Here is a 26,061-nt window from a genome sequence, read left to right as displayed (position 1 = left end):
TATGCCAAAAGAAGTTCTATACATTTCTCCCTGCATAGGCGAAAGGCTTTTCAAGTACTTTCAACCTGTGTCAGAGGAAAAATATAGAACCTCTTTACTTAACGCTTCCCTTTGAAGCAATTCCTGCTATAACAAAGCAACTGCTTTATGCCTGCTGCTCTACTTCAATCTTTCTGATTTCTTTTGTTCTGATTTCCTTGCAGATATCATTAACGAAAACGGAAAGTTCCTTCTGTCCTTCATCCCCAAGGTAACGGCTTCTTACGGATACAAGGCCTTCCTCTTCTTCTTTTTGTCCTACCACCAACAGGTAAGGAACACGGTCAAGTCTGGCTTCGCGGATCTTATAACCGATTTTCTCCGCACGTTCGTCAACACTGCAGCGAACTCCGTTGTCTTTTAGCTCTGCTTCTACCTTCTTTGCATACTCATGATATTTCTCGGAGATAGGAAGCACTCTTACCGGCTCCGGGCACAGCCAGGTAGGGAACTGCCCTGCATACTTTTCAATAAGCCAGGCAAGTGTTCTTTCATAGCAGCCCAGACTGGTTCTGTGGATAATATATGGACGTTTCTTTTCACCGTTCTGGTCAATATAGTACATATCAAACTGTTCTGCTATGATAGCATCCCACTGGATGGTTATCATCGTATCTTCCTTACCGTATACATTCTTTGCCTGAATATCTACCTTCGGACCATAGAAGGCAGCTTCTCCGTCTGCTTCGGTAAAAGGAATGTTTAATTCCGTTAATACATTACGGATTCTTCCCTGGGTCTCTTCCCAGATTTCTTCCGTACCGATATATTTTTCTTTGTTGCTGGGGTCCCATTTGGACAGACGGTAGGTTACGTCTTCCTCCAAGCCCAGTGTCTTTAAGCAGTATCTTGCAAGGTCAAGACAGCCTTTGAACTCTTCATCCATTTGATCAGGTCTTACAATTAAATGTCCTTCAGAAATGGTGAACTGGCGGACACGGGTAAGTCCGTGCATCTCACCGGAATCCTCATTACGGAATAAGGTTGAAGTCTCGCCGTAACGTAAGGGCAGGTCACGGTAGGATCTCTGTGCAGATTTGTATACATAATACTGGAAAGGACATGTCATAGGGCGAAGGGCATATACTTCCTTATCTTTCTCTTCGTCACCTAAGACAAACATGCCTTCTTTATAGTGATCCCAATGACCGGATATCTTGTATAAATCACTCTTTGCCATGAAAGGAGTCCTGGTCCTGACATAGCCTCTCTTCTCTTCTTCGTCCTCAATCCATCTTTGCAGTGTCTGGATAATCTTCACACCATTTGGCATGATAAGGGGAAGTCCCTGCCCGATCACATCCACTGTTGTGAAAAGTTCCATCTCACGTCCAAGCTTATTGTGGTCACGTCTCTTGATATCTTCCAGATGTTCAAGATACGCATCCATGTCAGCATTCTTGGTATAGGCTGTTCCATATACTCTGGTTAACATCTTATTCTTCTCGGAACCTCTCCAGTAAGCACCTGAGGAGGAAATTAATTTGATTGCCTTGATTCCCTTGGTACTCATTAAGTGAGGTCCTGCACAAAGGTCTGTGAATTCACCCTGGCTGTAGAAAGAGATTTCTTCACCTTCAGGTAAATCCTTGATTAATTCTACTTTATAGGGTTCATTTCTTTCTTCCATAAAGCGGATTGCTTCTTCTCTGGGAAGAGTAAAACGCTTAATCTCGGCACCTTCCTTGATGATCTTCTTCATTTCCTTTTCCAGTTCATCCAGAGCTGTCCTGTCAAAAGGCTCTACATCAAAATCATAGTAGAATCCGGTGTCAATAGAAGGACCGATTGCAAGCTTGGCACTGGGATACAGGCGCTTTACCGCCTCTGCCAGTACGTGAGAGGCAGTATGCCTGTAAGCTGCCTTACCGCCTTCATCTTCAAAGGTCAGAATGCTTAAATGGCTGTCTTTGTCTACTACTGTTCTAAGGTCTGCCACCTTACCGTCAAGCTCTGCGGCACATGCCATTCTAGCCAGGCCTTCACTGATATCCTTTGCTATGTCTATGATTGCCATCTGGCTTTCGTATTCTTTTACCGAACCGTCTTTTAACGTAATCTTCATAATTTACACCCACTTGTATATCGCAGGCTTGCCGGTAGATTGCTTGCAAGCTACACGATACTGCCACAAATAAAAAGAGTGAAAGATTCTTTTCGTGGCATCCTTTCATTTTTTAAATTTTCTTTCACTCCTATCCTCCATTTCCGCGCTCCTAAAACTGTGTTTAACGTTCACAAGCGCAAACTTTTTGAAATTCTTTCCTGACAACTAACCTGTATAAAAGCATCAAAAAAGCTCATCTCTTTCGGCTGCTTTAAACAGTACGAAAGGGACGAGCATATATCTCGCGGTTCCACCCTCATTGGATTGTAAATTCCCACTTCATTTGATGATAACGGTATCGGCCGGGCTGGATTGGAGCCACTCGGAGGTAGTCTTCGGACGCTTCCTGATAGGATATTCTCAGCACTTCATATCCTTCTCTGTAACATTTCACATCTTACTCTTCTCGTCATTGTATTTTCCTATTGATAAACCTCATTATAGCATTCCATTTTTTTTTGTCAAGTGGAATTTTAAGGCGTCTGGTACGAACACATAACGAATGCTTTTGGGTATTTCCTTAAAACAGATAATTAATCTTTTTATTTTCTGAATAGTCCGTCTGTTCGGAAGAATGCCTCTCTTCCAATACTTCCGCATAAACTGCTTCCACGCTTTTTCCAAAAGCTTCTGTGGAGAACTTCTGCATAAGTTTTCTGGCATTTTCACCATAAGGAGTTATTTTATCTGCGAAGAGTACTTTATCAAGCCCGCTCATTAATTCCTCTTTATTATTGAATTTATATCCGTTTACTCCATCTATCAGAATGTCATTTAAGCAGTCATCCTCTTTTGCTACCGCCGGAAGCCCTGCTGCCATGGCTTCAATGTAGGTTAATCCCTGTGTCTCGCTCTTAGAAGCACTTACAAACACATCCCCCAGCTGATAGTATAAGCCTATCTTATCCCAGGGCTTTGCACCGGCAAATATTATTCTGTCCTCCAGCTTAAGGGCTCTGGTTCTGGACCGTAATTCATCCATTTCCGGCCCCCCTCCTATTACCAGGAACTTCACTGTTTTTCTTTCCTTCATGTAACCTTCCATTGCATTGACGATTTCAATGATGTTTTTCTCCCTGGAAACCCGGCCTACATAAAGGATAACCTTTTCCTCTTTCCCAATGGAATACTCCCCTTTTAACCGCTTAATTTCTTCCGGCTGATAAAGAAACGGATCAAATTTCTTTAAATCCACTCCGGTGGGTATGACAGAAATATCCCTGTGTACGCTGTATTTTTGAAGGAGCTCCCGTACCTTTTCCGTAGGTACGATTACATGGGCTACCGTATTGCAGCAGACTTTTGTGAATATCCTTGCAAAGGCTTTTGCCCTTCCGTCAAGGCTCTTAAAATGAGTCAGATAATGGGTATAATCTTCATATATTGTATGATAAGTGTGTATCATGGGGATTTTTAATTCCTTTGCCATGATACGGCCGAATATGCCCAGGGAAAATTCTGTATGGGTATGGATAATATCCAGATTCAGTTTTTTTATAGTTCCTGCCAGTTTGGGCTGATAAAACATTCCGATGCGTCTTTCCGTAATCAGTATAAAGGGAAGGCTTGGCACGCGAAAAACATTGTATTCGTATTCCGGAGCCCCCGGTGTTGTGGTAGTAAACACATACACCGTATGCCCCAATGTTTCTAATTCTCTTTTTAATATGAATACCGAATTGGCGACCCCATTGATTTCGGGATAATATGTTTCTGTAAATAAACCTATATTCACAACTTTTGTCCTCCTTATGTGGAGTTTTCTTTATAACGTTCCAATCAACTTATCTTTTTCAAGAATATGGTGAACCAGCCAGTCATTTAAAAACTCCATAATGTCTAAGAGAGTTCCTGTCTGATTGTGGTCCATACTGTCAAAATCAATGCCGTTTACTTTTTCAATAAAATCATCATGTTCTGTCTTATGGGACAGGAATTTTTTATAGCCTATGCTTAGCATGTAAGCTTCTTCATCTGCAAAATGCTGAATGGCGTATTCTTTTAATCTTACGATAATTGCAACAATATTGTCGAACTTATCTGCAACAAATTCTTTTTTCAACAGCATATAGGCTTCATCTGCGATATGAAATAGTTCCTTATGCTGCATATCAATTTTCTCCACACCAATATAATATTCATCTTTCATCTCGTACATATCATTTTCTCCTTTGGTATTTCATATTCATTTTCTGATTAATAAAAATATTCCACATTAATCAAGAATTACCGGAATTTCTTCTTTCAGTTTAAGGCTGTCTGGCGTAACTATGCAATTCATGGCAATGATTTTTACACCCTGGCTATTTGCTCTGCGCAGTGCTTCTCCGAATTCTTTATGGGTCCTGTCATTTGGCTTAAAATATTTTGCAGCTTCCATTTGTACGACAAATAAAATATATGCATCATATCCTTCCTGTAGACACTCACACAGCTCTCGGATATGCTTGACTCCCCTCTCGGTAGGAGCATCCGGGAAAAGTACTGTCCCTTCCTCTTCCAGCGTTACGCCTTTCACCTCCATAAATATTTTCTTTCCGGATGTTTCCAGATAAAAATCAAATCTGGAATTCTTATATACCTGTTCAGGCTTTATCTTTAGAGTGTCCTTTAAAAGATTTCCTTCCTTAAGCCACTCATAAACCACTTTATTGGGCGCCTGTGAGTCCATGTTAATGAGATGTATGCCTTTTTGTACGGCTATTAACGAATATCTGGTGCTGCGTTTAGGATTAAGGGCTTCTTCCAGGTAGACAGTAACTCCAGGTATTAAAAGCTCCTTACAGCGCCCTGTATTTTTGACGTGGCATTTTACAGTCTCCCCGTCAATTTCTACATATGCGATAAAACGGTTGGGCCGTGAAACAAAAATACCTTTCTTAATACTATTATATCTCACGCTAACCCCCATGCATTTCGCAAGTTTACTTGCGAAACTGCCCAAATCAAAAGTGAAAAAAGCTTTTTATTTTTCACAATAATCCTTCTTTCTGTCCTGGCACCATTTTTCTAAATTTTCCTATGCGTCCTCCATTATAGCATCTCTGCAATTTCCCGGCAATATCTATTTTAATTAGCAAATTTTACTTTTCTTTTATACCAACTTGTCTTATAATGAATATTGAAAATGCCAGATTAGTATCTCTCTATGTGTATAATTTTGATAAGCATATGCATATACTGTAAAACGAAAGGAAGTATGTTCATTATGAAGAAATTTGGTAAATTTTTATTTGGTACTGTCTCCGTCGCTACATTGGCCTGCGGTGCTTATTATCTTTACAAAAACATCTTAAATAAGGATTCCGATGATGATTTCGATGATTTTGAAGACGACTTTGAAGACTTCGACGCGGAAGAAGATACTCCCTCCTCTGACAAAAAGGAGACTAGAGAATATGTCTCTATAAATATTACCTCCGGAGAGACAGCAAGCACCGGGGATGAGGAAGAAAAACCTTCAACAGAAAAATGACAGCAAGAAAGGGAATTTACAATTGTAAATTCCCTTTCTTTTTTTACTCTTTTATAAGGTTTTCCAGCTTACTTAACAAGTCCTCTCCACGAGTAACTGTGTAAGTAACTGTGTCATCTTCTGCACGTTCATCTGTAACATCTAATATACTATTCTTATAGAATTGATAAGTAACCTTCTTTTCCTCTTTGCTTGTTACCACAAAGCAATATACATACTTTCCTGACGGTTTTGTATCGGCAGCCTGTATTGTATAATTTCCCAATAAGTCATACAGCTTCACGGCACTGTCAACACTCATCTGCTGCTGGCTTCCTTCCTGGTTCAGCAGAATAAAGGATTGTATATCATCCTTCTCAATAGCACTTACTGTTATGGAGGAGTCCGCACCTTTTAAAGACGGCAAATCTGTTCCGGTACCAGGTGCCTCCTTTGCCATACTAAAACTAATATCCTTCCTCTCATCTGCACCGGTAGTCTGGTCTGCATTGCCAGCGGTACCTTCCGCGGCTTTAGGACTTGCGCTTCCATTATCGCCGGTACCTGCATCAGCTGTCTGGGAAGGCTCTGCACTTTCTATCGCCTGCATAGTATAACTTTTATCTTGTGCGGTCAGAGAACCGCTGTCCATTTTTTCTCCGGTCATATTGTTTTGGTAAGCCCATACTGCCGTTGCCAGGATAAAAACTGCAGCGGCGGCTCCTGCAAACCTTTTGACAGGAAATCTCTTTTTCTTCTGTGCATCCTCTGCTGCATTATCCGTATCAAAAGTCCCAGCTTCTCTGATTCTTGAAAGTGTCCTTTGAATCAGGTCTTCGGATACGACAAAGTTATCCGTTTCAAAAGCTGCTTCTAAATGTCTTTTTAATTCCATATCATCCCTGTCAGGTGAAGGATTTTTGCCAGTTATTTTCTTTTCCATTGTCATATCCTCCCTTCAAGGCTAAGCCTTAGCTTCTCTTTCGCTCTGGATAAACGGCTTTTTGCAGTTCCTTCCGCTATTCCTAAAAGCTTTGCGGCTTCTGTAACCGTCATATCCTGATAATATACACACAAAAGCACATCCTTGTATTTCTGAGGCAGATTAATTACTGCGTCTCTTACCATCCTGCTTTCATCTGCCTGTTCAACGGCCCGGTAATCATCTTCTCCGGCCAGTGTATTTTCGTGCACTTCGGTCAGTTGTGTCACTTTCTGGTTCCATGCGCTTTTTATATAATCTTTGCAGGCATTGATCGTTATTCGAATGATCCAGGTTTTTATACTGCTCTCCCCCTGAAAGGTGTGAAGTTTCTGGTTTACTTTTATAAATACCTCCTGAAAGATATCCTCTGCCAGATGACTGTCTTTTACGTACATATAAGCTGTCCGCAAAACATCATTACCATACTTTCTCATCAAGGCCTCGATATCATAGACCTCTTGGTTTTCCTGGTACATTTAAGTGTCCCCCTAATATACGATGATAACCTCATTCCCGGATATCCAACTCTGATTGGATACCTCGTTACTAGGCTCCTCTATCTAATCCGGACAGTCTTCGTATACTATCATAGATTAGACGAAATAAATCACATTATAGTTCCCCAATTATTTATATTAATCCAAATTTTTTAAGTCCGTAGTAAATTCCATCCTCTTTGATGGATAATGTTTTATATTTGGCTGCTTTTAATACTTCCGGATAGCTGTTTCCCATGGCAATACCATATTGGACGAAGGATAGCATTTCGGTATCATTGGTGCTGTCTCCAAAAGCATAAGTATCTTCCCTGTCCGCCCCCAGATGTTTAAGAAATATCTGTATTCCTGTTGATTTGTCATAGCCCTTTGGCGTCATTTCAAAGTTCCCGTCAATATGATAAATCAAATGATACTTTTCTTTCAGCTTCTCATCCGCCATATCCATTCGGCTGCCTGCCGCAGGATAGCAGGTGAACTTATTGATAACATAATCTTTGTTATTAGCATTTCCAAGCTTAGAACAGGTATATTTTTTTGCAAATGCAACTGCCTCTTGATACTCTTCTGACTTATCTGCTTCATCAATATAAATATATTCGGGTCCCTCCAGGATAAAATGAATACCGCACTCTCTAAGAATAGCTATGGTTTCTTCTCCCTCATCCGGTCCCATGACCTTATTGTGAATCACTTTTTTGTTGTATTCAACATAGGTTCCGGCTCCTGCCACCAGTCCCGGAAATCCCAAATCAATAAGGTAATCCGGAACCATAACTCTTGCCCTGCCCGTACAGATTACCGGGATATGTCCTTTTCTTAAAAGCTCCTTTATTGCCTGCTTTGTAAGTTCGCTTACCCCCACCTCCTGGTCATAGAGTGTACCGTCTATATCAAAAAATATTATTTTTCTGTCCATTTTAACCTCTTTCGTGCATACCGCAAGCCTGCTTGCGGTACTGCTCAAATAGAAAGTGAATCTTATGATGCACCTCTAAACAAATGCCTTCTCTGAATTCTGTGTGAGTTTATAAAGTCCTGCATATACTCCGTCTTCTTTCAGCAATTCCTCGTGGCTGCCTCTTTCTGCGATGCCCTCCTCCGTAAGCACAATAATATTACCGGCATTGCGTATGGTAGAAAGCCTGTGGGCAATTACAAAGGTAGTTCTGTTTTTAGCAAGCTTTTCTAAAGATTCCTGAACGATCTTTTCGCTTTCATTGTCAAGTGCAGAGGTTGCCTCGTCAAAGATCAATACCGGCGGATTCTTTAAAAAGACTCTTGCAATACTGATACGCTGCTTCTGTCCTCCTGATAATTTCACACCTCTCTGCCCGATATAGGTATTATAACCGTCCGGCAATTCCATAATAAATTCATGGGCATTGGCATTTTTAGCAGCTTCTATAATTTCCTCATCCGTTGCTTCCAGTTTGCCATAACGGATATTGTCCATAACGTTTCCGGCAAAAAGGTATACCTCCTGCTGCACAATACCGATATTTTTTCTTAAGGAACGAAGCTTTATATCTCTTACATCCTTTCCATCCAGAAGAATTTCTCCGTCTGCCACTTCATAGAATCTTGGAATGAGACTGCAAAGGGTGGTTTTCCCCACACCGGAGGGACCGACAAGTGCCACATAATCACCAGCGCCCACCTTTAAATCAATATTTCGGAATACCTCGGATTTTGTTTCATTATATTTGAAAGAAACGTTTTTAAACTCAATGTTTCCCTTTACATCCTTTAAGTTCACCGCTTCTTTCTTGTCCACGATATCCGGCTGTATCTCCATAATCTCCATAAAGCGGTCAAATCCGGTAATACCGTTCTGGAACTGCTCCGTGAAGTTAATGAGCTTTCTTACGGGTTCTATGATATTATTGATGTAGAGCAGGAAAGTTAAGAGATCTGAAAGAGCAATAATATCCTTTGCGATAAAGACTGAACCGCCCACGATAACAGCGATATTAATAAAAGTCGTACACATGCCAAGCCCTGAATGAAAGGTTGCCATCTGCCAGTAACTGTCTCTCTTACTCTCTACAAAACGCATATTTCCATCATGGAACTTGTCAATTTCACGTTTTTCATTGGCAAAGGATTTTACCACACGAATACCGGATAAGTTATCTTCTATCTGGGCATTAATTTCTGATATCCTGTCTCTGTTCCTGCGAAAAGCCTTGTTCATCTTATGCTGCATATGATAAGCAAAGGTAAACATGATGGGGATAAAGGCAAACACAATAATCGTAATAGGAAGATTTATCTGTATCAAAATAACAAAAGCACCCACGAATTTGATAATGGATATTACAATATCCTCCGGACCGTGATGGCATAGCTCTGTGATATCGAATAAATCATTGGTTATTCTGGACATAAGCTGCCCGGTTTTCTGGTTATCATAGAAATTAAAGGAAAGCTTCTGATAATGCTCAAAGATATCGTTTCGCATATCATATTCCATTTTTGCTCCCATAACATGCCCCTGGTAGGCGATATAGAAGTTGGATACAAATTCAAGTATAGCCAACCCTATCATAACTAATGCAAGCTTTATAATTGTGGAGAAAATCTGTGATATATCATATTTTCCCAAAAGGTCATTTGTTATGTATCTTACGATTAAGGGATACACAAGAGATATGGCTGCTGCCGTAAGTGCGAAAAACATATCCGAAAGAAACAATCCCTTATATGGTTTATAGTAGGATAAAAACTTTTTTGCTCGGGAATTCATTTATTTACCTGTGCCTTTCCATTATAAATTAAGTTTATTTCACTTTAATCATAATAAAAGCCTGACCCCTTTGCAACACCTAATTTTAGAAAGTGCTAACTGGTCAGGCTTAGATTTGTTTAGATAGATTATCTGGATAACCTCTTTGCCATGTCATACATATACTGATCGATATCCTTGCTCATAGCCAGAGCTTCTTTGATGTCATAATCAACGAATTCACCGTCTCTGTAACCTACCACACGGTTGCTGGCACCTTTGCAAAGTAAATCAACGGCAAGGGAACCCATGATAGAGGCATAAACTCTGTCTCTGCAGGTAGGACTTCCTCCACGCTGGATATGGCCGATTATTGTTGCTCTCGTTTCAATTCCGGTAGCAGCTTCGATTCGCTTGGCCATTCCGTAGGAATCACCGATACCTTCTGCATTTACAATGATATGGTGTGTTTTACCAATCTGCTTCCTATGGATAATATTATCAATGATGTTCTGTTCGTTGTGGTCATATCTTTCCGTAATCAGGATATCCTCTGCTCCGTTGGCTATTCCGCACCACAAAGCAATATAACCGGCATTTCTTCCCATGACTTCAATGATACTGCATCTTTCATGGGATGTTGAGGTATCTCTTACCTTATCAATAGCCTCCATAGCAGTATTTACTGCCGTATCAAATCCGATGGTATAATCGGTACAAGAAATATCAAGGTCAATTGTTCCCGGAAGTCCAATAGTGTTAATACCTCTTGCGGCAAGCTTTTCTGCTCCCTGGAAGGAACCGTCTCCTCCGATAACAACTACACCGTCAATGCCATGCTTTCTGCAGATTTCAGCTCCTTTATCCTGTCCTTCCGAAGTCATAAATTCCTTACTTCTGGCAGTATAAAGAATAGTGCCGCCGCGTTGTATCGTATCGGATACACTCTTTCCGTCCATATCCACAATATCTTCTTCCAACAGGCCGCTGAATCCTCTGCGTATTCCTTTAACCTTTAATCCGTTAGCCAATGCAGTTCTGACTACAGCTCTGATTGCTGCATTCATTCCGGGGGCATCTCCGCCACTTGTCAGTACTCCTATTGTCTTAATCTCTTTTGCCATATCGTTCACCTCCAAGAAACTTGAATCGTTCTTATTTTACCCCTTTTTTCTTGCTTTTTCAATACTCATTTCTACCACCCTGACGTTCCGTTCGCCATAAGTTTCGAAGAGTTTCGTCAATAGTACCTTTTCTGCCTTAATACTTTTGGATTTCGGCAGTTGTTTTATTGCTTTTTCACATTCCAAATAGATGCAAACCTGATCATTGCCATCATATTGGCTTAAAATACTGTATAGTCTTTGTTCATCTTGCACAAAGCTCTCTTTATCCTTATATTTGATCCATACTTCCTTAGGATTCTCGGCAAAAGATATGATTTCCTGGCAGATAAGCTTGGCTGCTTTTTCTTCCTCTACTGCTATTTTTCCCTTAACCAGTATTTTATTATCCTCGTAAATGTTCGTTTTATACTTTTCATAATCCTTCGGAAAGAGAATAATTTCTACTGCTCCGGCCATATCCTCCAGGGTAATAAATGCCATCATGGAGTTATTTCTGGTAGTTTTAACAGTTTTTGCAGAAATAATTCCTCCAACTACAGCCATCGCTCCATCTTCTACCTTTGTCTGCCCGGTTTCCTCATCCAGAGCGAAATCAAGAGTGGTATTGGTAACATTCTTTTTAAGCAGCTCTTCATAGCTTTCCAGCGGATGTCCGCTTACATAGATGCCCATAACTTCTTTTTCCAGTGCCAGCATCTGCTCCTTGGAATATTCTCCTACTTCCGGATAAGTAATCTCCATTTCCTGCTTATCCTCCGGCTCCGCAAAGTCAAAGAGAGAAAGCTGTCCGGTTAAGTTTTTCTTCCTGTTCTGGACAACCTCATCCAATACCTGGACGTATACCATCATTTTCTGTTTTCTGGTTCCGGAAAGGCTGTCAAAGGCACCGGACTTAATAAAACTTTCCACCGTCCTTTTATTTACTTCTTTCCCGGAAAGTCTCTCTGCAAAGTCCTTTAAGGAGGTAAAAGGACCGCCTGCTTCCCTTTCTCTTACAACACTTTCAATTACCGGTCTTCCAAGGCCTTTTATGGCAGAAAGTCCATACCGGATGGCGCCTCCTGATACAGAGAAGGTAGCATCGCCTTCATTGATATCGGGAGGAAGTATCTTAATCCCCATCTGACGGCAGGTAAAGATATACTCTGCCACCTTACCGGCATTGTCAATTACAGATGTCAGTAAAGCTGCCATGAATTCCAGGGGATAATAGCATTTTAAATAAGCGGTCTGGTAAGATACTACCGCATAAGCCGCTGCATGGGACTTATTAAAGGCATACTTTGCAAAGTCCGTCATCTCATCAAAGATATGGTTTGCCACTGCTTCCGGTATACCGTTCTTTATGCAGCCCAGCACCCCTTCTTCTTCATTGCCATAGACAAAGTTGTATCTCTCCTTTTCCATAACCGATGCCTTTTTCTTTGACATGGCACGGCGCACCAGATCGCTTCGTCCATAGCTGTAGCCTGCCAGCTCCCTTACGATCTGCATAACCTGCTCCTGGTATACGATACAGCCGTAGGTAGGAGAAAGAATAGGCTCTAACTGGGAACATTCATAGACAATATTCCCTTCGTTATTTTTACCCTTAATGTACTTTGGTATAAAATCCATAGGCCCCGGTCTGTAAAGAGAGATTCCGGCTATGATATCCTCCATGCTCTTGGGCTTTAATTCCTTCATGAAGCTCTTCATACCGGTACTTTCAAGCTGGAATACCCCTTCTGTTTTAGCGGCGGCTATCATAGCATATACGGCAGAGTCTTCATAATCTATCTTATCAATATCAAGAAGTTCGTCTTCCCCTTTGTTTTTATTTAGCAGACGGACTGCATTTTGAATTACCGTGAGGGTTCGAAGTCCTAAAAAGTCCATCTTTAAGAGTCCTAATTCCTCTAATGTGGTCATGGTAAACTGGGTGGTAACGGAATCGTCGGAGGCTCTGGACACCGGTACATATTCCACTACCGGGGCCTTACTGATTACGACGCCTGCCGCATGCATGGAGGTATGTCTTGGAAGTCCTTCCAGACGCAGGGACATGTCAATAAGATACCTTATCTCCTCATCGGAATCATACAATCCCTTTAACTCCTTATTAATCTCCAAGGCTCTTCCGATGGTAATGCCAAGCTCCATGGGAATCATTTTTGCCACGGTATCCACTCTGGCATATCCTAAATCCAATGCCCTTCCTACATCGCGGATTACCGCTCTGGCAGCCATGGTTCCAAATGTTACAATCTGCACCACGCGGTCCTTGCCATACTTCCTGACCACATAGTCAATAACCTCCTGTCTGCGTTCATAACAGAAGTCGATATCAATATCGGGCATGGTAAGCCGTTCAGGATTTAAGAACCTTTCAAAGAGCAGATTATACTTTATGGGGTCAATATTGGTAATTCCCAGAGAATAGGATACCAGGCTTCCTGCCGCACTTCCTCTTCCCGGCCCTACACTGATGCCGTTATCCCTGGCATATTTGATAAAATCCCCTACAATTAAGAAGTAATCCACAAAACCCATATTGGTGATGGTATCTATTTCATAATTCAGCCTGTCCAAAAGCTCCTCATAGGAAGACGGATACCTGTCCTTAAGGCCCTCATAGCAAAGCTTCTTCAGATATTCCAATGCCGTAAAGCCCTGGGGTACATCAAATTTCGGCAGCTTATATTCTCCGAATTCTATGGTTACATTACATCTGTCAGCTATTTTTTGCGTATTTTCAAGAGCATTCAGCGCATAGGGAAAGAGCTTTTTCATCTCCTCCTCGGATTTAATAAAAAACTGTCCGCCTTCATACCGCATACGGTTCTCATCGGATACCTTCTTCTGTGTCTGGATGCATAGAAGGATATCATGAGCCTGCGCGTCACTTTCCATGGTATAATGTACGTCATTGGTTGCGACCAGAGGAATTCCGGTTTCCCCGCTTAAGCGAAGAAGTCCCTGATTGACATCCGCCTGTTCAGATATTCCGTGATCCTGCAATTCCAGAAAGAAGTTTCCTTCTCCGAATGTCTGAAGGTAATGAAGTGCCGCTCTCTTTCCTTCTTCGTAAAAGCCCTTGCGCAGATAGTTTGCCACCTCGCCTGCCAGACAGGCACTAAGTGCAATCAGCCCCTCGCTGTATTTTTCCAATACCTCGAAATCTACACGGGGCTTGTAGTAAAAGCCTTCTAAAAATCCTGCCGATACTATCTTCATAAGGTTTTGGTAACCTGTGTTGTTTTCTGCCAGCAAAATCAGGTGATAATACCTCTCATCGGAGGCCCCGGCTTCTCTGTCAAAGCGGGAACCGGGTGCTACATATACCTCACAGCCGATAATCGGTTTAATTCCTCCGGCAAGGCAGGCTTTATAAAAATCAATAACTCCGTACATAACGCCATGGTCTGTAATAGCCATGCTGTTCATGCCAAGTTCTTTCACTCTGGCTACCATCTCCTTGATCTTGCCGGAACCGTCAAGAAGACTATATTCTGTATGTAAATGCAAATGAGTAAAGCTCATATTGTACCGTTCCCTTCTAAAACTGTATTACCTGCACGTTGTACTGCCATTTTCATGTATCAATAACTATTATTATACCTCACTTGTTCCCGGATTACCATATTGCAATAAGAAACCCTCAAAGGAATTTTTCAATTCATACAAGGTCAATATTGTGCTAGTTTTGAAAAGGATAGCTCTATATACAGCGATTTTCCGGTGCTATTATTAGAATAAGTAAAACTAATCAAAGATTTGATATTCACAAAGGAGGTTATCATGAGAATTCTATTTATTGATATTGACACACTCCGTCCGGATCACATGGGCTGTTACGGATATCACCGTAATACTACTCCCAATCTGGACCGGATAGCAGCAGAGGGAATCCGCTTTAACAGCTATTACTGTTCCGATGCCCCCTGTCTACCCTCAAGAGCCAGTCTGGTAAGCGGCATGTTCGGCATTCGAAACGGTGCTGTGGGACACGGCGGTACTGCTGCCGATAGAAGACTTCAGGGACCTGCAAGGGACTTTGTCGCTTCCTATGACCAGGAAAACTTCCATAATATTTTCCGGCAGGCCGGAATGCATACGGTTTCTATCAGTACCTTTGCAGAGCGCCATTCATCCTGGTGGTTCCATGCAGGTTTCCAGGAGATTTATGATATTGGAAAAAGGGGAGGTGAATCGGGGGAGGAAATTCTCCCGGTAGCTCTCGACTGGATTGAGAGAAATGGAAGTAAAGACGATTGGTTCTTACATCTGCACCTCTGGGATCCTCATACTCCTTACCGTACTCCCCTTGGCTTTCCCAATCCCTTTAAAGATGAGCCTTTAAACAGCTGGATTACGGAAGAAGTGTTTCAAAAGCATTTAAAACATGTTGGGCCTCATTCTATCAATGAGCTTGGCATGTACAGTGATTACGAATCTCCGGAACATCCAAAACAGCTTGGAAAAGCTACAAATCTGGCTGAAATGAAACATGTTATAGATGAGTATGACTGTGGAATCTATTATGCGGATTACATTATGGGGCAGGTATTTGACGCTTTAGAAGCGAAAGGAATTTACGATGATATGGCCGTAATTCTGACCTCTGACCACGGAGAGACTATGGGTGAACTTGGTATCTATTCCGAGCATGGTACCGCCGACCAGGCAACCTGCCGAATTCCATTTCTGATGAAATGGCCGGGCGGAATGAGGGGACATATTGACCACAGCCTTCACTACAGCCTTGACCTGCTTCCTACCATGGCGGACCTGTTAGGTACTCCAAAATACGAAAATTGGGACGGCGAAAGCTTCTCTCCTGTGATAACAGAAGGTGCTGATGCCGGGTGGGACAGTCTGGTGATTTCCCAGATGGCACATGTATGCCAGAGATCTGCACGTTTTGGTGACTGGTTATATATCAGAACCTACCATGACGGATATCATTTATTTGACCGTGAGATGCTCTTTAACATCAAAGAAGATCCTTATGAACAATTTGACCGTAAAGAGGAACTCCCGGAGCTTTGTGATAAAGGTGCCAGAATCATTCTTGACTGGCATGACAGGGCAATGATGAAGTCGAGAGCAGAAATCGACCCTTTGTGGACCGTAATGAAGGAAAACGGACCATATCACACCTGGCATGCCCTTGATAATTATGTAAAACGGCTGACTAAGACCGGCAGAGAAGAAGGTGCCAAGGAATTAATCAACCGCTATAAAACGAAACAGGGATTATGGTGGTAGAGCTATCATAATGTTTTTTTGTAGTTAACCGGGGATATCCCTCTTTTCCTGCGAAACATCCTTGAAAAGTAGTTGTAATCATCAAAGCCTACTAAAAAGCCTGCCTCATTTACCGGAACTCCATTGCTGATAAAAACCGCTGCTCTTTCACAGCGTATTTCATTTCTGTAATCCAGTACGGTAAATCCGGTATGCTTTTTAAATATCCGGCACATATAAGACTCCGATAACCCCGCCTCTTCCGCTATCTGTTTTAAGGTCAGTTTGTCCTTGTAATGAGAGGCAATAAAGAAAAGTATCTTCTTAGTCAATTCAAGGGTAATGCCTGATGGATTATCCTCTGTCTTATCTTTATCAGCCAGCATAAAGCTGCGCAGCAGGTAGGACAGGATATGCCACAGAGTACCATAAATCTGAAGCTCGTATCCTTCCTCCTGTTTAAAATATTCCTGTATAATCTCCTGAAAAAATGCCGCTAATACCGAATCCCTTCCCAAAAACGTAGGAATATACCTCAAATATACGGAACCAGGGGAGAAGCTGGAGCTTTCAAGTAGTTTCTCCAGGTCTATCTGTATAATATAATGCTCCGTATTGTCTAAGAATCTGGCTCCCCGGTGTGGCTCACACCAGTTTATACAGCCGATTTCTCCCTCTTTAAGCCACCCCTGCCTGCCATTGCAGAGGATAAATACACCACCGGAGATAACATAATAGAACTCCAGCTGTTCATGCCAATGAAGCACACAGCCTTTGTAGCTTTCATTGGTATAGTTATGGAGAATTTTTACCGGTAATTTATCATTTGACATCTTAACAAATTCATATGACAGCTGTTCCATATTAATCCCATGCCCTTTTCAGTGCACCTCAAATTTGGGCCGAGGATTTCGCAGGCACAAATTTGTGTGTAAAAAATCTTATTATTTTTCACACTACCTCTGTTCCAAGAATTGTCCTCTATTTTATTTCTCCCATTTAGGCCTGTCTTTATCTATTACCTTGCTTAAATCAAATAAATCCTCCAGTCTTTCCGGGAATTCCAACATGGCCTGTCCATCCATAGGCCTTCTGGTCATTCTTACATAATCATCCTTTATCTGCATCCAAGGTTCCTTAAACACTCCGCAGAAATAATCAAAGCCCAATTTTTTCAGATATTTAAATTTATCACTGCTGTAATGTCCCATGGTGGTTTCTATATCAAGACCAAAGGGGAAAATATAGATGTCGGTAGGTCCTATCAGGCTTCCGACTTCCTTCTCCCAGCGGTCGGTATCCTTTACGGTGAAGGAATACGTAGCCTTTCCCATGTCTCTGTGCCCATAACTGTGGGAAGCAAATTCCCAGCCTTTTTCTTTCATTACCTTTACAATCTTCTTTACCGTTTCCTGATCCTCTTTGTAGGTTGCCGATTTGGGATCATTGGTGCGGTAGCCTAATGAGCCGTCATAGCCGGTTAATGCCAGAATTGCCTTTGCTCCCTTATAGGAAAAATCAGGATGTTCCTTTACAAACTTCTCAAGAAGCGGCACCATATCATAATCTCCGATGCTTACGCTGCCATCGTCCATAACCATTTCCGTGGTAGGATTGTTATCCTTATCCAATACGATTCTTCTTGCAAAACCGTCCCCTGTCATATACTCATAGTAATTCACATCATCCTGGGATATTACAAGGGGTTTCTTATCCGGAGGGAGCATGATATCTCCCGCTTCAAAGCTCTCTTTACCGTCTGCATCCTTTACCTTATGGGCAACATCATGAATCTTAACCAGTACATAGCCCTGGTCATAAAGCTGTTCCAACATCGCATTAAATTCCGATACGGTGGTCATATAATAGTTATAACCCTTCTGCTTATAGTCTCCGTCGAAGGCCTTACTGGTATCTGCTACCAGTATATGAAAGAAGATGTGGTTAATCTGCTCTGCGGAATCATATGCCCCAAAGCGCTTTAAAGTACTCTTCTTCTCCTCATAGCCTGCCAAGGCATCTGTAAGCACTTTAACCTGTGTATAGTTATCAAACCCTTTAACTAAGGAAATTGCTTTGTCATAGTCATACTGCATGGCATACAAATCTGCCTGTCCCAGAAGCTTTTCTGCTTCTTCTTCTCTTTTCTCCTCTTCTGTCTGTTCTGTTGGTGTCGGTGTTTCTGTTACGCCTGAATTTGTTCCGGAAGGAGTTGCATCTCCGGATGTATTCTGTCCTGTTTTATCCGGATTCTTATCATCATCATGAACAAAGTTCTTCATAAAGATAAAATATCCGGCAACAATCACGCAAATTAACACTGCTTCGATAATCAGCAGACCTAGTTTATTGTATTTTTTATTATTTCTCTTATTAGACATCCTGGTAGCTTCCTTTCTAAACAGCGCTTTTGTCTTTTATTTTACACTACTTTTCTTTATAATTAGTATCCCTTTTTATGTATTAGTTATGATAGATATTTTTTCCTGTTCCAGAAACATTCTTTTTATATTATAACATAGAAAATACAGGAAATGTTTAAGGTTTTATTACATTAATATGATATTTTATTACAAAAGCCTTTTACACAGCAAAAGAGAGCCATATACTGCAAAACCATATATCAGCCCTCTTTCCGTATGTCCCTTATTATCAACAGTTTTTGCTGTCTATTTACTGCTTAAATATTTTTCGATATTCTCCATAGCAACTTCCTCGTCTGCCCCCTCAGCAGTAACAGTAACCTCTTCTCCTGCAATAAGTCCAAGGCTCATCATTCCCATAATACTCTTGGCATTAACCTTTTTCTCATCACATTCAACATAGATACTGCTTTCATATTGACTGGCAACCTGTACAAGCAATGCAACCGGTCTTGCCTCCAACCCCGTTGGAATATTAATCAATATTTTCTTTGTTACCATAATTTACTTCCTCCTTTTGTTCCCTTAAGTTATCAGCTAATATACTAAGTTTCCTCAATCTATGGTTAACACCTGATTTACCTATAGGCGGATTAAGCAATGCACCTAATTCTTTCAAAGAGCTTTCAGGGTATTCCAACCGAAGTTCGGCGATCTCCTCCAGCCCTTCTGCTAACTCTCCCAACCCCACAGTATTCTTCAAATATCTGATATCTTCCAACTGCTTCGAGGCGGCCATTACTGTTTTATTGATATTGGCTGCTTCACAATTCACCTGCCGGTTAATTGAATTTCTCATCTCTTTTAGTATACGTACATTTTCTAAATTCATGAGTGCTACATGAGCTTCCATGATATTTAACAAATCCACTATTTGAGAACCTTCTTTTACATAAACTACATAATACTTTTTTCTTCTGACAATTTTCGCATCAACAGAAAAGCTATTAATGATATCTCTGATCTGTATTGCCTTGTCCTCATTTGGTGCAACAATTTCAAAATGATATGTCTTTTCAGGATCACTAATCGAGCCTGCAGCTAAAAAAGCCCCTCTGATAAACGCCCTTTTACAGCAGACGTTCTGTATTACAAGATTACTGATGGCAGACAGATTTTCACCAATTTCCATGGACTCATCTATTAGCTTGGTAGCTTTTAAGATTCTGACAGCATCATCATGCCCGACAATGCTTAAAGTATACATCTTACTCATCTTAAGATAAGAGTTCCGTCTGATTGAAATTTCTGTATTTATATTAAAGGTTTTCTTTATTAATGTAAAGTACTTTCTTGCAACGGTTATGTTTTCTGTATGAATTTTCAAAGTAATGCAATCTTTGTCATTGATAAGTACTCGTCCGCACAGGCTGATTACCGCTGCAATTTCGGCTATCATACAGTGTCTGGCAGGACTTAGCTGTCTGGACAGCTCATCCTTCACTTCTTTGGAAAATGACATAGCTTATCTCCTTGCATCTTTTTCGATATCCCTGTGCTCAACCTTTAAGCCGTATTTCAGGCTTTTAAGCCTGCTATAAAGCTCATTTGCCAGCGTTACAGAACGGTGTTTTCCGCCAGTACAGCCTATACTGATAACCAGTTGATTCTTACCCTCAATGATATAATTAGGAATCAGGAAGTTTAACATATCATATAGCTTATCTAAAAATTCGGCTGCCTGGGGAGCCTTCAGTACAAAATCCCTGACCGGACTGTCATTCCCTGTCTGATGCTTTAGCCTTGCATCATAAAAAGGATTGGGTAAGAACCGGACATCAAATACCAAATCGGAATCCATGGGGATTCCATATTTAAATCCAAAAGATAGTATCGTAATATAAAAATTACTATATTTTTCGTTCAGTGTATAGATTTTATCTATCTGGCTTTTTAATTCCCTTGTAAGCAGCTGGCTGGTATCAATAATCACATCTGCCTTTTTCTTGATAAACTCAAGCTTCTTTCTTTCTGTGCCGATACCCTGCTCCACCCGTCCCCCGCCCGATAAGGGGTGGATCCTTCTGGTTTCTTTATACCGTTTAACCAAAACTTCATCTGAAGCATCCAGATAAAGTATTTCGTAATGATAACCGTCTTTCGTAATTTCCTTTAAGATACCACCTAATTCCTCCAGGGCCTGTCCGCTGCGAATGTCAATTCCTAATGCTACCTTATCGAATTTTTCATTTCCGCTAAAGGTAATCTGGACGAACTTATAAATAAGCTGTATTGGAAGGTTATCTACACAAAAATACCCTGCATCCTCCAGCATTTTAAGTGCCGAGCTTTTGCCCGCTCCTGACATTCCTGTTACAATAACTAGTCTCATTGGTTATCCTGGCCTTTCTTTCCTTAGAATTCTCCTAAAAGCCGTACCTCCGGTTCCAGTCTGACTCCCTGTTTTTCATAGACGATACGGATGACATCCTGAATCAGTGTATATACCTCTAAAGCCGTTGCGCCTCCTTTGTTTATTACAAAGCCGCAGTGCTTCTCTGAAACTTCTGCATTTCCGACACTGTATCCCCTAAGTCCGGAGTCCATAATCAGTTTGCCGGCGAAATGACCCTCCGGCCTTTTAAAGGTACTTCCTGCACTGGGATATTCCAGAGGCTGTTTTTCTTTCCGCTTTTTTGTAAGTTCAGCCATAGCAGCCCGAATGTCTTCTTCTTTTCCTTCTTTTAAGAGCAGAGAAACAGAAAGAACTACCATTTTCTCCTCCTGCACAATACTTTGACGGTAACCAAGGCGAAGTTCATCCTTGTTCAGGAAACGTATCCGCCCGTCTGTATCCAGCACAGTGGCATCGCAAATGATATCCTTCATCTCCCCGCCATAGGCACCGGCATTCATAGTAACAGCTCCGCCCAAGGTTCCTGGAATTCCGCTTGCAAATTCAAAGCCTGTCAGACTTCTTTTTGCTATTTCCTCCGCCATTTTAGAAAGGGAAGCTCCGGACTGTGCAGTCACTTTATTTCCTTCTATCTCTATACGGCTAAAGTTCTTAGCCAGTTTTATTATAACTCCGTGATATCCCCGGTCACTGACTAAGAGATTGCTTCCTTTTCCCAGAATAAAGAAAGGCATCTTTTCTTCTTTACACAGCTTTATTGCTTCTGCCACCTGGTTTTCTTCCTCCGGTAACAGAAAATAATCTGCCGGTCCGCCTATCTGAAAGGATGTATGTCTTGCAAGAAGTTCTTCTGTCTTTATTTGTTCTCCCTTAAACAGGCTTTGTAATCTCTGATAAAATACCTCACTCATATTTACTCCACATAAGGGAATATCCTTCCCTTTCGTTAACTGTCTTATTTAATATATGATTTATTCTAATTTGATATACCTGGAACTACTTTGCTTCTATCATACAATAAGCAGGGTGGTTTCGCAATACCATTCCGCCACGTTATTTTCCCAGAATTAATTTGGCACTGCCGTAAATACCTGCATCGTTTTCCAGGGTAGCTAACTTAAATTCTTTTCCCTTCAGGGCAAGCATTACATTCTGCTCATAGTGTTTTTTGATTACTTCAATTAGCATCTCTCCCGCTTTTGACACTCCTCCGCCGATTACAAAGGCTTCCGGATCCACCACAGCCGCCACATGGGAAAGAGCAATGCCTAAATATCTTCCCAACTGATCAACTGAACGAAGGGCAAGCACATCTCCTTTTTTTGCTGCATCAAAAATTGCTTTTGCAGAAAGTACAGGCACTTCTCTTAAGGAAGAAGGTTCATCACTGCCCTCAAGCATCCTCTTTGTTTCCTTTACAATACCTGTGGCAGAAGCAAATTGCTCCAGACATCCATGTTTTGTACAATTACAGCTTTCAGGCTCATCATAACTTACGGTAACATGTCCGATTTCCCCCGCTGCTCCATTACTTCCGGTTACAATCTTTCCGTCCAGAATAACACCGCCGCCTACGCCGGTTCCCAAGGTTACCATAATCAGATCCTTGTAGCCTTTTCCGCCTCCCTGCCACATCTCGCCCAGGGCAGCTACATTGGCATCATTTCCGACCTTGGTGTCAAAACCTGTAAGAGTTTTCATTTCCTGTGCTACGTTAATGATTCCCCATCCTAAATTTACACACTGCAGAACAGTACCATCTTCTCTTACCGGTCCCGGAACTCCGATTCCGATTCCGATGATATCATCTCTATTTAAGGATTTTTCCTCGATTTTTTTCTCCAAAGAAGCAGCCACATCCTTTAAAATAAAGCTTCCTTTCTCCTCTTTTCTTGTGGGAATCTCCCATTTATCCGAAAGTTCTCCCTCTTTTGTGAATATTCCAAGCTTTACGGAAGTTCCCCCGATATCAATGCCAAAGCATAAATTTCCCATAGTATTTTTCTGCCTTTCTGTTCTTACTGTTTTCTTATATTGTGAATGCTTTAATATTCCTCATCATCCGGTCTTGATTTTTTCATCAGATTATTGGTTACCCTGTTGTACAGCTCCTGCGCAGCATTATAGCCCATCTTCTTCTGCCTGTAGTTAACAGCGGCAGATTCTACGATAATTGCCAGATTCCTGCCGGGTCTTATAGGTATGGAATGGCACACTACCTTATTCCCTAAAAATTCCGTGTACTGCTCCTCCAGTCCCAGACGGTCATATTCCTGATCCTTATTCCATTCCTCCAGCTTAATAACCAAATCAATGGACTGGGTATTCTTTACACTTTCCACACCAAAAAGGGTCTTTACATCTATGATACCGATACCGCGAAGCTCAATAAAATGCCTTGTAATATCCGGAGCCGTTCCGATTAAGGTGTCATCGCTGACTTTTTTAATCTCCACCACATCATCCGTTACCAGACGGTGTCCTCTTTTGATAAGCTCCAAAGCCGCTTCGCTCTTTCCGATTCCACTTTCACCGGTGATTAATATTCCTTCACCATAGACATCCACTAATACACCATGAATGGAAATACGGGGAGCCAGTTCGACATTAAGCCACCTGATTACCTCTGCCATAAAAGAGGAGGTAGTCTTGGCAGTTCTTAAGAGCGGAATTCCTTTTTCATAGGCAAGCTTTATAAGTTCTTCCCTAACCTCCATATTTCTGCAAAATACGATGCAGGGTACTTTGTAGTCCATAAGCTTGGAAAAAATCCCAAGATCATCTTCTGTCATTTTCTGCAAAAAAGCACTCTCTACATGCCCGATTACCTGAACCCTTTCCGAATCAAAATAATCAAAGAAACCAGCCAACTGCAACGCCGGTCTGTTTACATCCGGCTGTGACAGCTTAATGTGCCTGATATCCAATTCAGGGGTGAGATTTTCAAGGTTCATCTTTTCAATTAATTTTGATAATTGTACCGTATACATAACTCTCCCTTCCCGCAAAACGCCCTTCATCCGGGGCTGCTTCATCCATGTTATTTTATCACAGCCAAAGGCTGCATGCAAATATAAACATAAATGCTGTAATATTTCTTTAATCTACACCATTTTCCTCTTCCTTATGAAAAAAGCCGTATACCTGTTTTGCTGCCCGTATGTTCATAGTTTCAATTGCCGCAAGCTCCTCCACCGTGGCAGCTTTCACAGCCTCTAAGGACTGGTAATGCTTCATTAAGGCTCTTCTTCTTGCTGTACCGACTCCTTCAATATCGTCCAAAATGGAATGAACCTGATTTTTGCCCCTTAAGCTTCTGTGATATTCTATGGCAAAACGGTGCGTCTCATCCTGTATTCTTGTAATCAGTTTAAAGGTTTCGGAAGCAGGCGACAAAGGAAGTTCTTCATTGTCAAACAGGAGTCCCCTTGTTCTGTGGTTATCATCCTTTACCATACCACATACAGGAATGGAAAGCCTTAATTCTTCCAGAACTTTTAAGGCAATATGTACCTGCCCCTTTCCGCCGTCCATAAGGATAAGGTCCGGATACCGGTTAAAGCTTCCATATTCTTCGTCCAACATCTTTTCTTTTAATTCTTCCTGCTCCTTCATACCATGTGTAAACCTCCTGATTAACACCTCCTGCATGGAAGCATAGTCATCCGGTCCTTTAACAGATTTTATCTTGAATTTTCTATAGTCGTTGCGCTTTGGTTTTCCATTTTCATATACTACCATAGAACCAACTGAATCAAAACCGCTGATGTTGGAAATATCAAATGCCTCAATGCGGCGCAGGCCGGGTATGTTAAGCATTTCTCCAAGAATAGCTAACGCTCCTGTGGTTTTGGCTTCTTCCCTCTTTATCTTTTCTGCATCCTGCTGCAATACAAGGGACGCATTCTTTCTGGCCAGTTCTACTAACCGTTCTTTTTCTCCCTTTACCGGCATCTTGATGTGGACCTTCTGCCCTCTTTTGGCAGTAAGCCATTCTTCGAGGATTCCCTCTTCCTCCACCGTATCGCTGACATAAAGCTCCCTTGGTACATAAGGAGTTCCGGCATAAAACTGCTTGATAAAACTGGTTATGAGACTGCTCCTGGTTTCACTCATGACATTGGTCAGATAATGGTGTTCTCTTCCGATAAGCTTTCCTCCCCGTATAAAGAATACCTGTACCACTGCTTCATCTCCTGCACTGGCCACTGCCAGTACATCCCTGTCTTCCTGTTCCTGTCCTGTAATTTTCTGTTTTTCGGATATCTGCTTTACACTGCTTAGCAGATCCCTGTAGCCCGCTGCTTCTTCAAAGTCCATCTTTTCAGAAGCTTCAAGCATTTTGCCCTCTAATTGTCTTAAGACCGGTGCAAAGTTGCCGTTTAAAAATTCCAGCGCCTGGTTTACGGATTCCTTGTACCCTTCCTTTGAAATATAACCCTGGCAAGGTGCCTTGCATTGCTTAATATGGTAATATAGGCAGGGCCTCTCTTTTCCAATATCCTTGGGAAGATTGCGGTTGCAGGTTCTGGTTAAGTAAAGCTTCTGGATAAGTTCAATGGTATCCTTTACCGCCTTAGAACTGGTGTAGGGACCAAAATACTTTGCCTTATCCTTCCCCCTCTGCCTGGCAAAGAGAACTCTCGGAAAATCTTCCTGTATGGTAACCTTGATATAAGGATAGCTTTTATCATCCTTAAGCATGGTATTATATTTGGGGCGGTGCTCCTTAATCAGGTTACATTCCAGTACCAGGGCCTCTAATTCAGAATCCGTAATGATATATTCAAAATACTGGATTCTTGCAACCATCTGCTGGATCTTTGGTGTTAAATTTCTGCTGTTTTGAAAGTACTGCCTTACCCTGTTCTTAAGGCTGATGGCTTTGCCGACATATATGATAGTGTCATGCTTGTCGTGCATAATGTAAACTCCGGGCTTTGCCGGTAATTTCTTTAGTTCTTCTTCTATGTTAAAATACATCCCTTGCTCCTTTCTGCCTGAAAGAAATAGGAAATTGATTTCCTTACAAAACAAAATAATTCGGTGTATGGCTGTCATCCGAACAAGATACTTTCACAGGACCATACACCGAATCTTTTCTTTACCTGTAAAA

At 41.5% G+C, this 26,061-nt stretch carries 21 protein-coding genes and 1 other annotated feature; of the genes, 2 read left to right on the top strand and 19 right to left on the bottom strand.

The features are described 5' to 3' along the window. Window positions 1–145 precede the first annotated feature (145 nt). From thrS to sfsA, 4 genes are all read right to left on the bottom strand, one after another. A complete protein-coding gene (thrS, locus tag BUF11_RS10340) occupies window positions 146–2,104 on the bottom strand; it encodes a threonine--tRNA ligase (RefSeq protein ID WP_073588752.1) in 1,959 nt (652 codons plus the stop codon). Window positions 2,105–2,368: 264 nt separating this feature from the next. Further along, window positions 2,369–2,568 (bottom strand) — a binding site (T-box leader). 98 nt (window positions 2,569–2,666) lie between these two features. Beyond that, window positions 2,667–3,881 (bottom strand): glycosyltransferase family 4 protein, encoded by a 1,215-nt coding sequence (locus tag BUF11_RS10335; protein WP_073588751.1) that lies wholly within the window; start codon window positions 3,879–3,881, stop codon window positions 2,667–2,669. 30 nt (window positions 3,882–3,911) lie between these two features. Further along, window positions 3,912–4,304 carry a bacteriohemerythrin gene (locus tag BUF11_RS10330; protein ID WP_073588750.1) on the bottom strand — a complete coding sequence of 131 codons (393 nt, stop codon included), beginning with the start codon at window positions 4,302–4,304 and terminating at the stop codon, window positions 3,912–3,914. 57 nt (window positions 4,305–4,361) lie between these two features. Further along, window positions 4,362–5,045 carry a DNA/RNA nuclease SfsA gene (gene sfsA, locus BUF11_RS10325; protein ID WP_073588749.1) on the bottom strand — a complete coding sequence of 228 codons (684 nt, stop codon included), beginning with the start codon at window positions 5,043–5,045 and terminating at the stop codon, window positions 4,362–4,364. A 309-nt stretch (window positions 5,046–5,354) separates the two neighbouring features. Between sfsA and BUF11_RS10320 the strand changes: the two genes are divergently transcribed. Next, the gene (locus BUF11_RS10320; RefSeq protein ID WP_073588748.1) at window positions 5,355–5,621 is read left to right on the top strand and encodes a hypothetical protein; all 267 of its coding nucleotides are present in this window, start codon (window positions 5,355–5,357) and stop codon (window positions 5,619–5,621) included. Window positions 5,622–5,664: 43 nt separating this feature from the next. On the opposite strand, the gene BUF11_RS10315 is transcribed toward BUF11_RS10320, so the two are convergent. The 6 genes from BUF11_RS10315 to BUF11_RS10290 all read right to left on the bottom strand — a co-directional run bounded on the left by BUF11_RS10315 (window position 5,665) and on the right by BUF11_RS10290 (window position 14,459). Beyond that, complete coding sequence (locus BUF11_RS10315) at window positions 5,665–6,543, bottom strand: hypothetical protein (protein ID WP_073588747.1); 879 nt, start codon at window positions 6,541–6,543, stop codon at window positions 5,665–5,667. A 2-nt stretch (window positions 6,544–6,545) separates the two neighbouring features. Next, on the bottom strand, window positions 6,546–7,061 hold the full coding sequence (locus BUF11_RS10310; protein WP_073588746.1) for a sigma-70 family RNA polymerase sigma factor: 516 nt from the start codon (window positions 7,059–7,061) through the stop codon (window positions 6,546–6,548). 154 nt (window positions 7,062–7,215) lie between these two features. Continuing rightward, window positions 7,216–8,001 carry a Cof-type HAD-IIB family hydrolase gene (locus tag BUF11_RS10305; protein WP_073588745.1) on the bottom strand — a complete coding sequence of 262 codons (786 nt, stop codon included), beginning with the start codon at window positions 7,999–8,001 and terminating at the stop codon, window positions 7,216–7,218. 75 nt (window positions 8,002–8,076) lie between these two features. Further along, a complete protein-coding gene (locus BUF11_RS10300) occupies window positions 8,077–9,831 on the bottom strand; it encodes an ABC transporter ATP-binding protein (RefSeq protein ID WP_073588744.1) in 1,755 nt (584 codons plus the stop codon). Window positions 9,832–9,959: 128 nt separating this feature from the next. Continuing rightward, window positions 9,960–10,934, bottom strand: a complete 975-nt coding sequence (gene pfkA, locus BUF11_RS10295) for a 6-phosphofructokinase (protein ID WP_073588743.1) — start codon at window positions 10,932–10,934, stop codon at window positions 9,960–9,962. A 36-nt stretch (window positions 10,935–10,970) separates the two neighbouring features. Beyond that, the gene (locus BUF11_RS10290; RefSeq protein ID WP_073588742.1) at window positions 10,971–14,459 is read right to left on the bottom strand and encodes a DNA polymerase III subunit alpha; all 3,489 of its coding nucleotides are present in this window, start codon (window positions 14,457–14,459) and stop codon (window positions 10,971–10,973) included. Window positions 14,460–14,717: 258 nt separating this feature from the next. Between BUF11_RS10290 and BUF11_RS10285 the strand changes: the two genes are divergently transcribed. After that, window positions 14,718–16,187: a sulfatase gene (locus BUF11_RS10285; protein ID WP_073588741.1), complete on the top strand. Its 1,470-nt coding sequence runs from the start codon at window positions 14,718–14,720 to the stop codon at window positions 16,185–16,187. Between the two features lie 5 nt (window positions 16,188–16,192). On the opposite strand, the gene BUF11_RS10280 is transcribed toward BUF11_RS10285, so the two are convergent. The 9 genes from BUF11_RS10280 to uvrC all read right to left on the bottom strand — a co-directional run bounded on the left by BUF11_RS10280 (window position 16,193) and on the right by uvrC (window position 25,928). Further along, window positions 16,193–17,029, bottom strand: coding sequence for a helix-turn-helix domain-containing protein (locus tag BUF11_RS10280; RefSeq protein ID WP_073588740.1), 837 nt, complete (start codon window positions 17,027–17,029; stop codon window positions 16,193–16,195). A gap of 123 nt (window positions 17,030–17,152) precedes the next feature. Continuing rightward, a complete protein-coding gene (locus BUF11_RS10275) occupies window positions 17,153–18,547 on the bottom strand; it encodes a polysaccharide deacetylase family protein (protein WP_073588739.1) in 1,395 nt (464 codons plus the stop codon). 288 nt (window positions 18,548–18,835) lie between these two features. Beyond that, window positions 18,836–19,090 (bottom strand): HPr family phosphocarrier protein, encoded by a 255-nt coding sequence (locus BUF11_RS10270; protein ID WP_073588738.1) that lies wholly within the window; start codon window positions 19,088–19,090, stop codon window positions 18,836–18,838. Beyond that, window positions 19,065–20,051 (bottom strand): DNA-binding protein WhiA, encoded by a 987-nt coding sequence (gene whiA / locus BUF11_RS10265; protein ID WP_073588737.1) that lies wholly within the window; start codon window positions 20,049–20,051, stop codon window positions 19,065–19,067. The genes BUF11_RS10270 and whiA overlap by 26 nt, the downstream gene beginning before the upstream one ends. A 3-nt stretch (window positions 20,052–20,054) precedes the next feature. Next, window positions 20,055–20,921, bottom strand: a complete 867-nt coding sequence (rapZ, locus tag BUF11_RS10260) for an RNase adapter RapZ (RefSeq protein WP_073588736.1) — start codon at window positions 20,919–20,921, stop codon at window positions 20,055–20,057. Window positions 20,922–20,944: 23 nt separating this feature from the next. Further along, the gene (gene murB / locus BUF11_RS10255) at window positions 20,945–21,856 is read right to left on the bottom strand and encodes a UDP-N-acetylmuramate dehydrogenase (protein ID WP_073588735.1); all 912 of its coding nucleotides are present in this window, start codon (window positions 21,854–21,856) and stop codon (window positions 20,945–20,947) included. Window positions 21,857–21,998: 142 nt separating this feature from the next. Further along, window positions 21,999–22,940 (bottom strand): ROK family glucokinase, encoded by a 942-nt coding sequence (locus tag BUF11_RS10250; RefSeq protein WP_073588734.1) that lies wholly within the window; start codon window positions 22,938–22,940, stop codon window positions 21,999–22,001. Window positions 22,941–22,990: 50 nt separating this feature from the next. Further along, complete coding sequence (gene hprK / locus BUF11_RS10245) at window positions 22,991–23,935, bottom strand: HPr(Ser) kinase/phosphatase (RefSeq protein WP_073588733.1); 945 nt, start codon at window positions 23,933–23,935, stop codon at window positions 22,991–22,993. Between the two features lie 109 nt (window positions 23,936–24,044). Beyond that, complete coding sequence (gene uvrC / locus BUF11_RS10240; RefSeq protein WP_073588732.1) at window positions 24,045–25,928, bottom strand: excinuclease ABC subunit UvrC; 1,884 nt, start codon at window positions 25,926–25,928, stop codon at window positions 24,045–24,047. Window positions 25,929–26,061: the final 133 nt, after the last annotated feature.

This window comes from Anaerocolumna xylanovorans DSM 12503, from assembly GCF_900143645.1.
Classification (GTDB): Bacteria; Bacillota; Clostridia; order Lachnospirales; family Lachnospiraceae; genus Anaerocolumna; species Anaerocolumna xylanovorans.
This window is presented reverse-complemented; position numbering and strand designations above follow the sequence as displayed.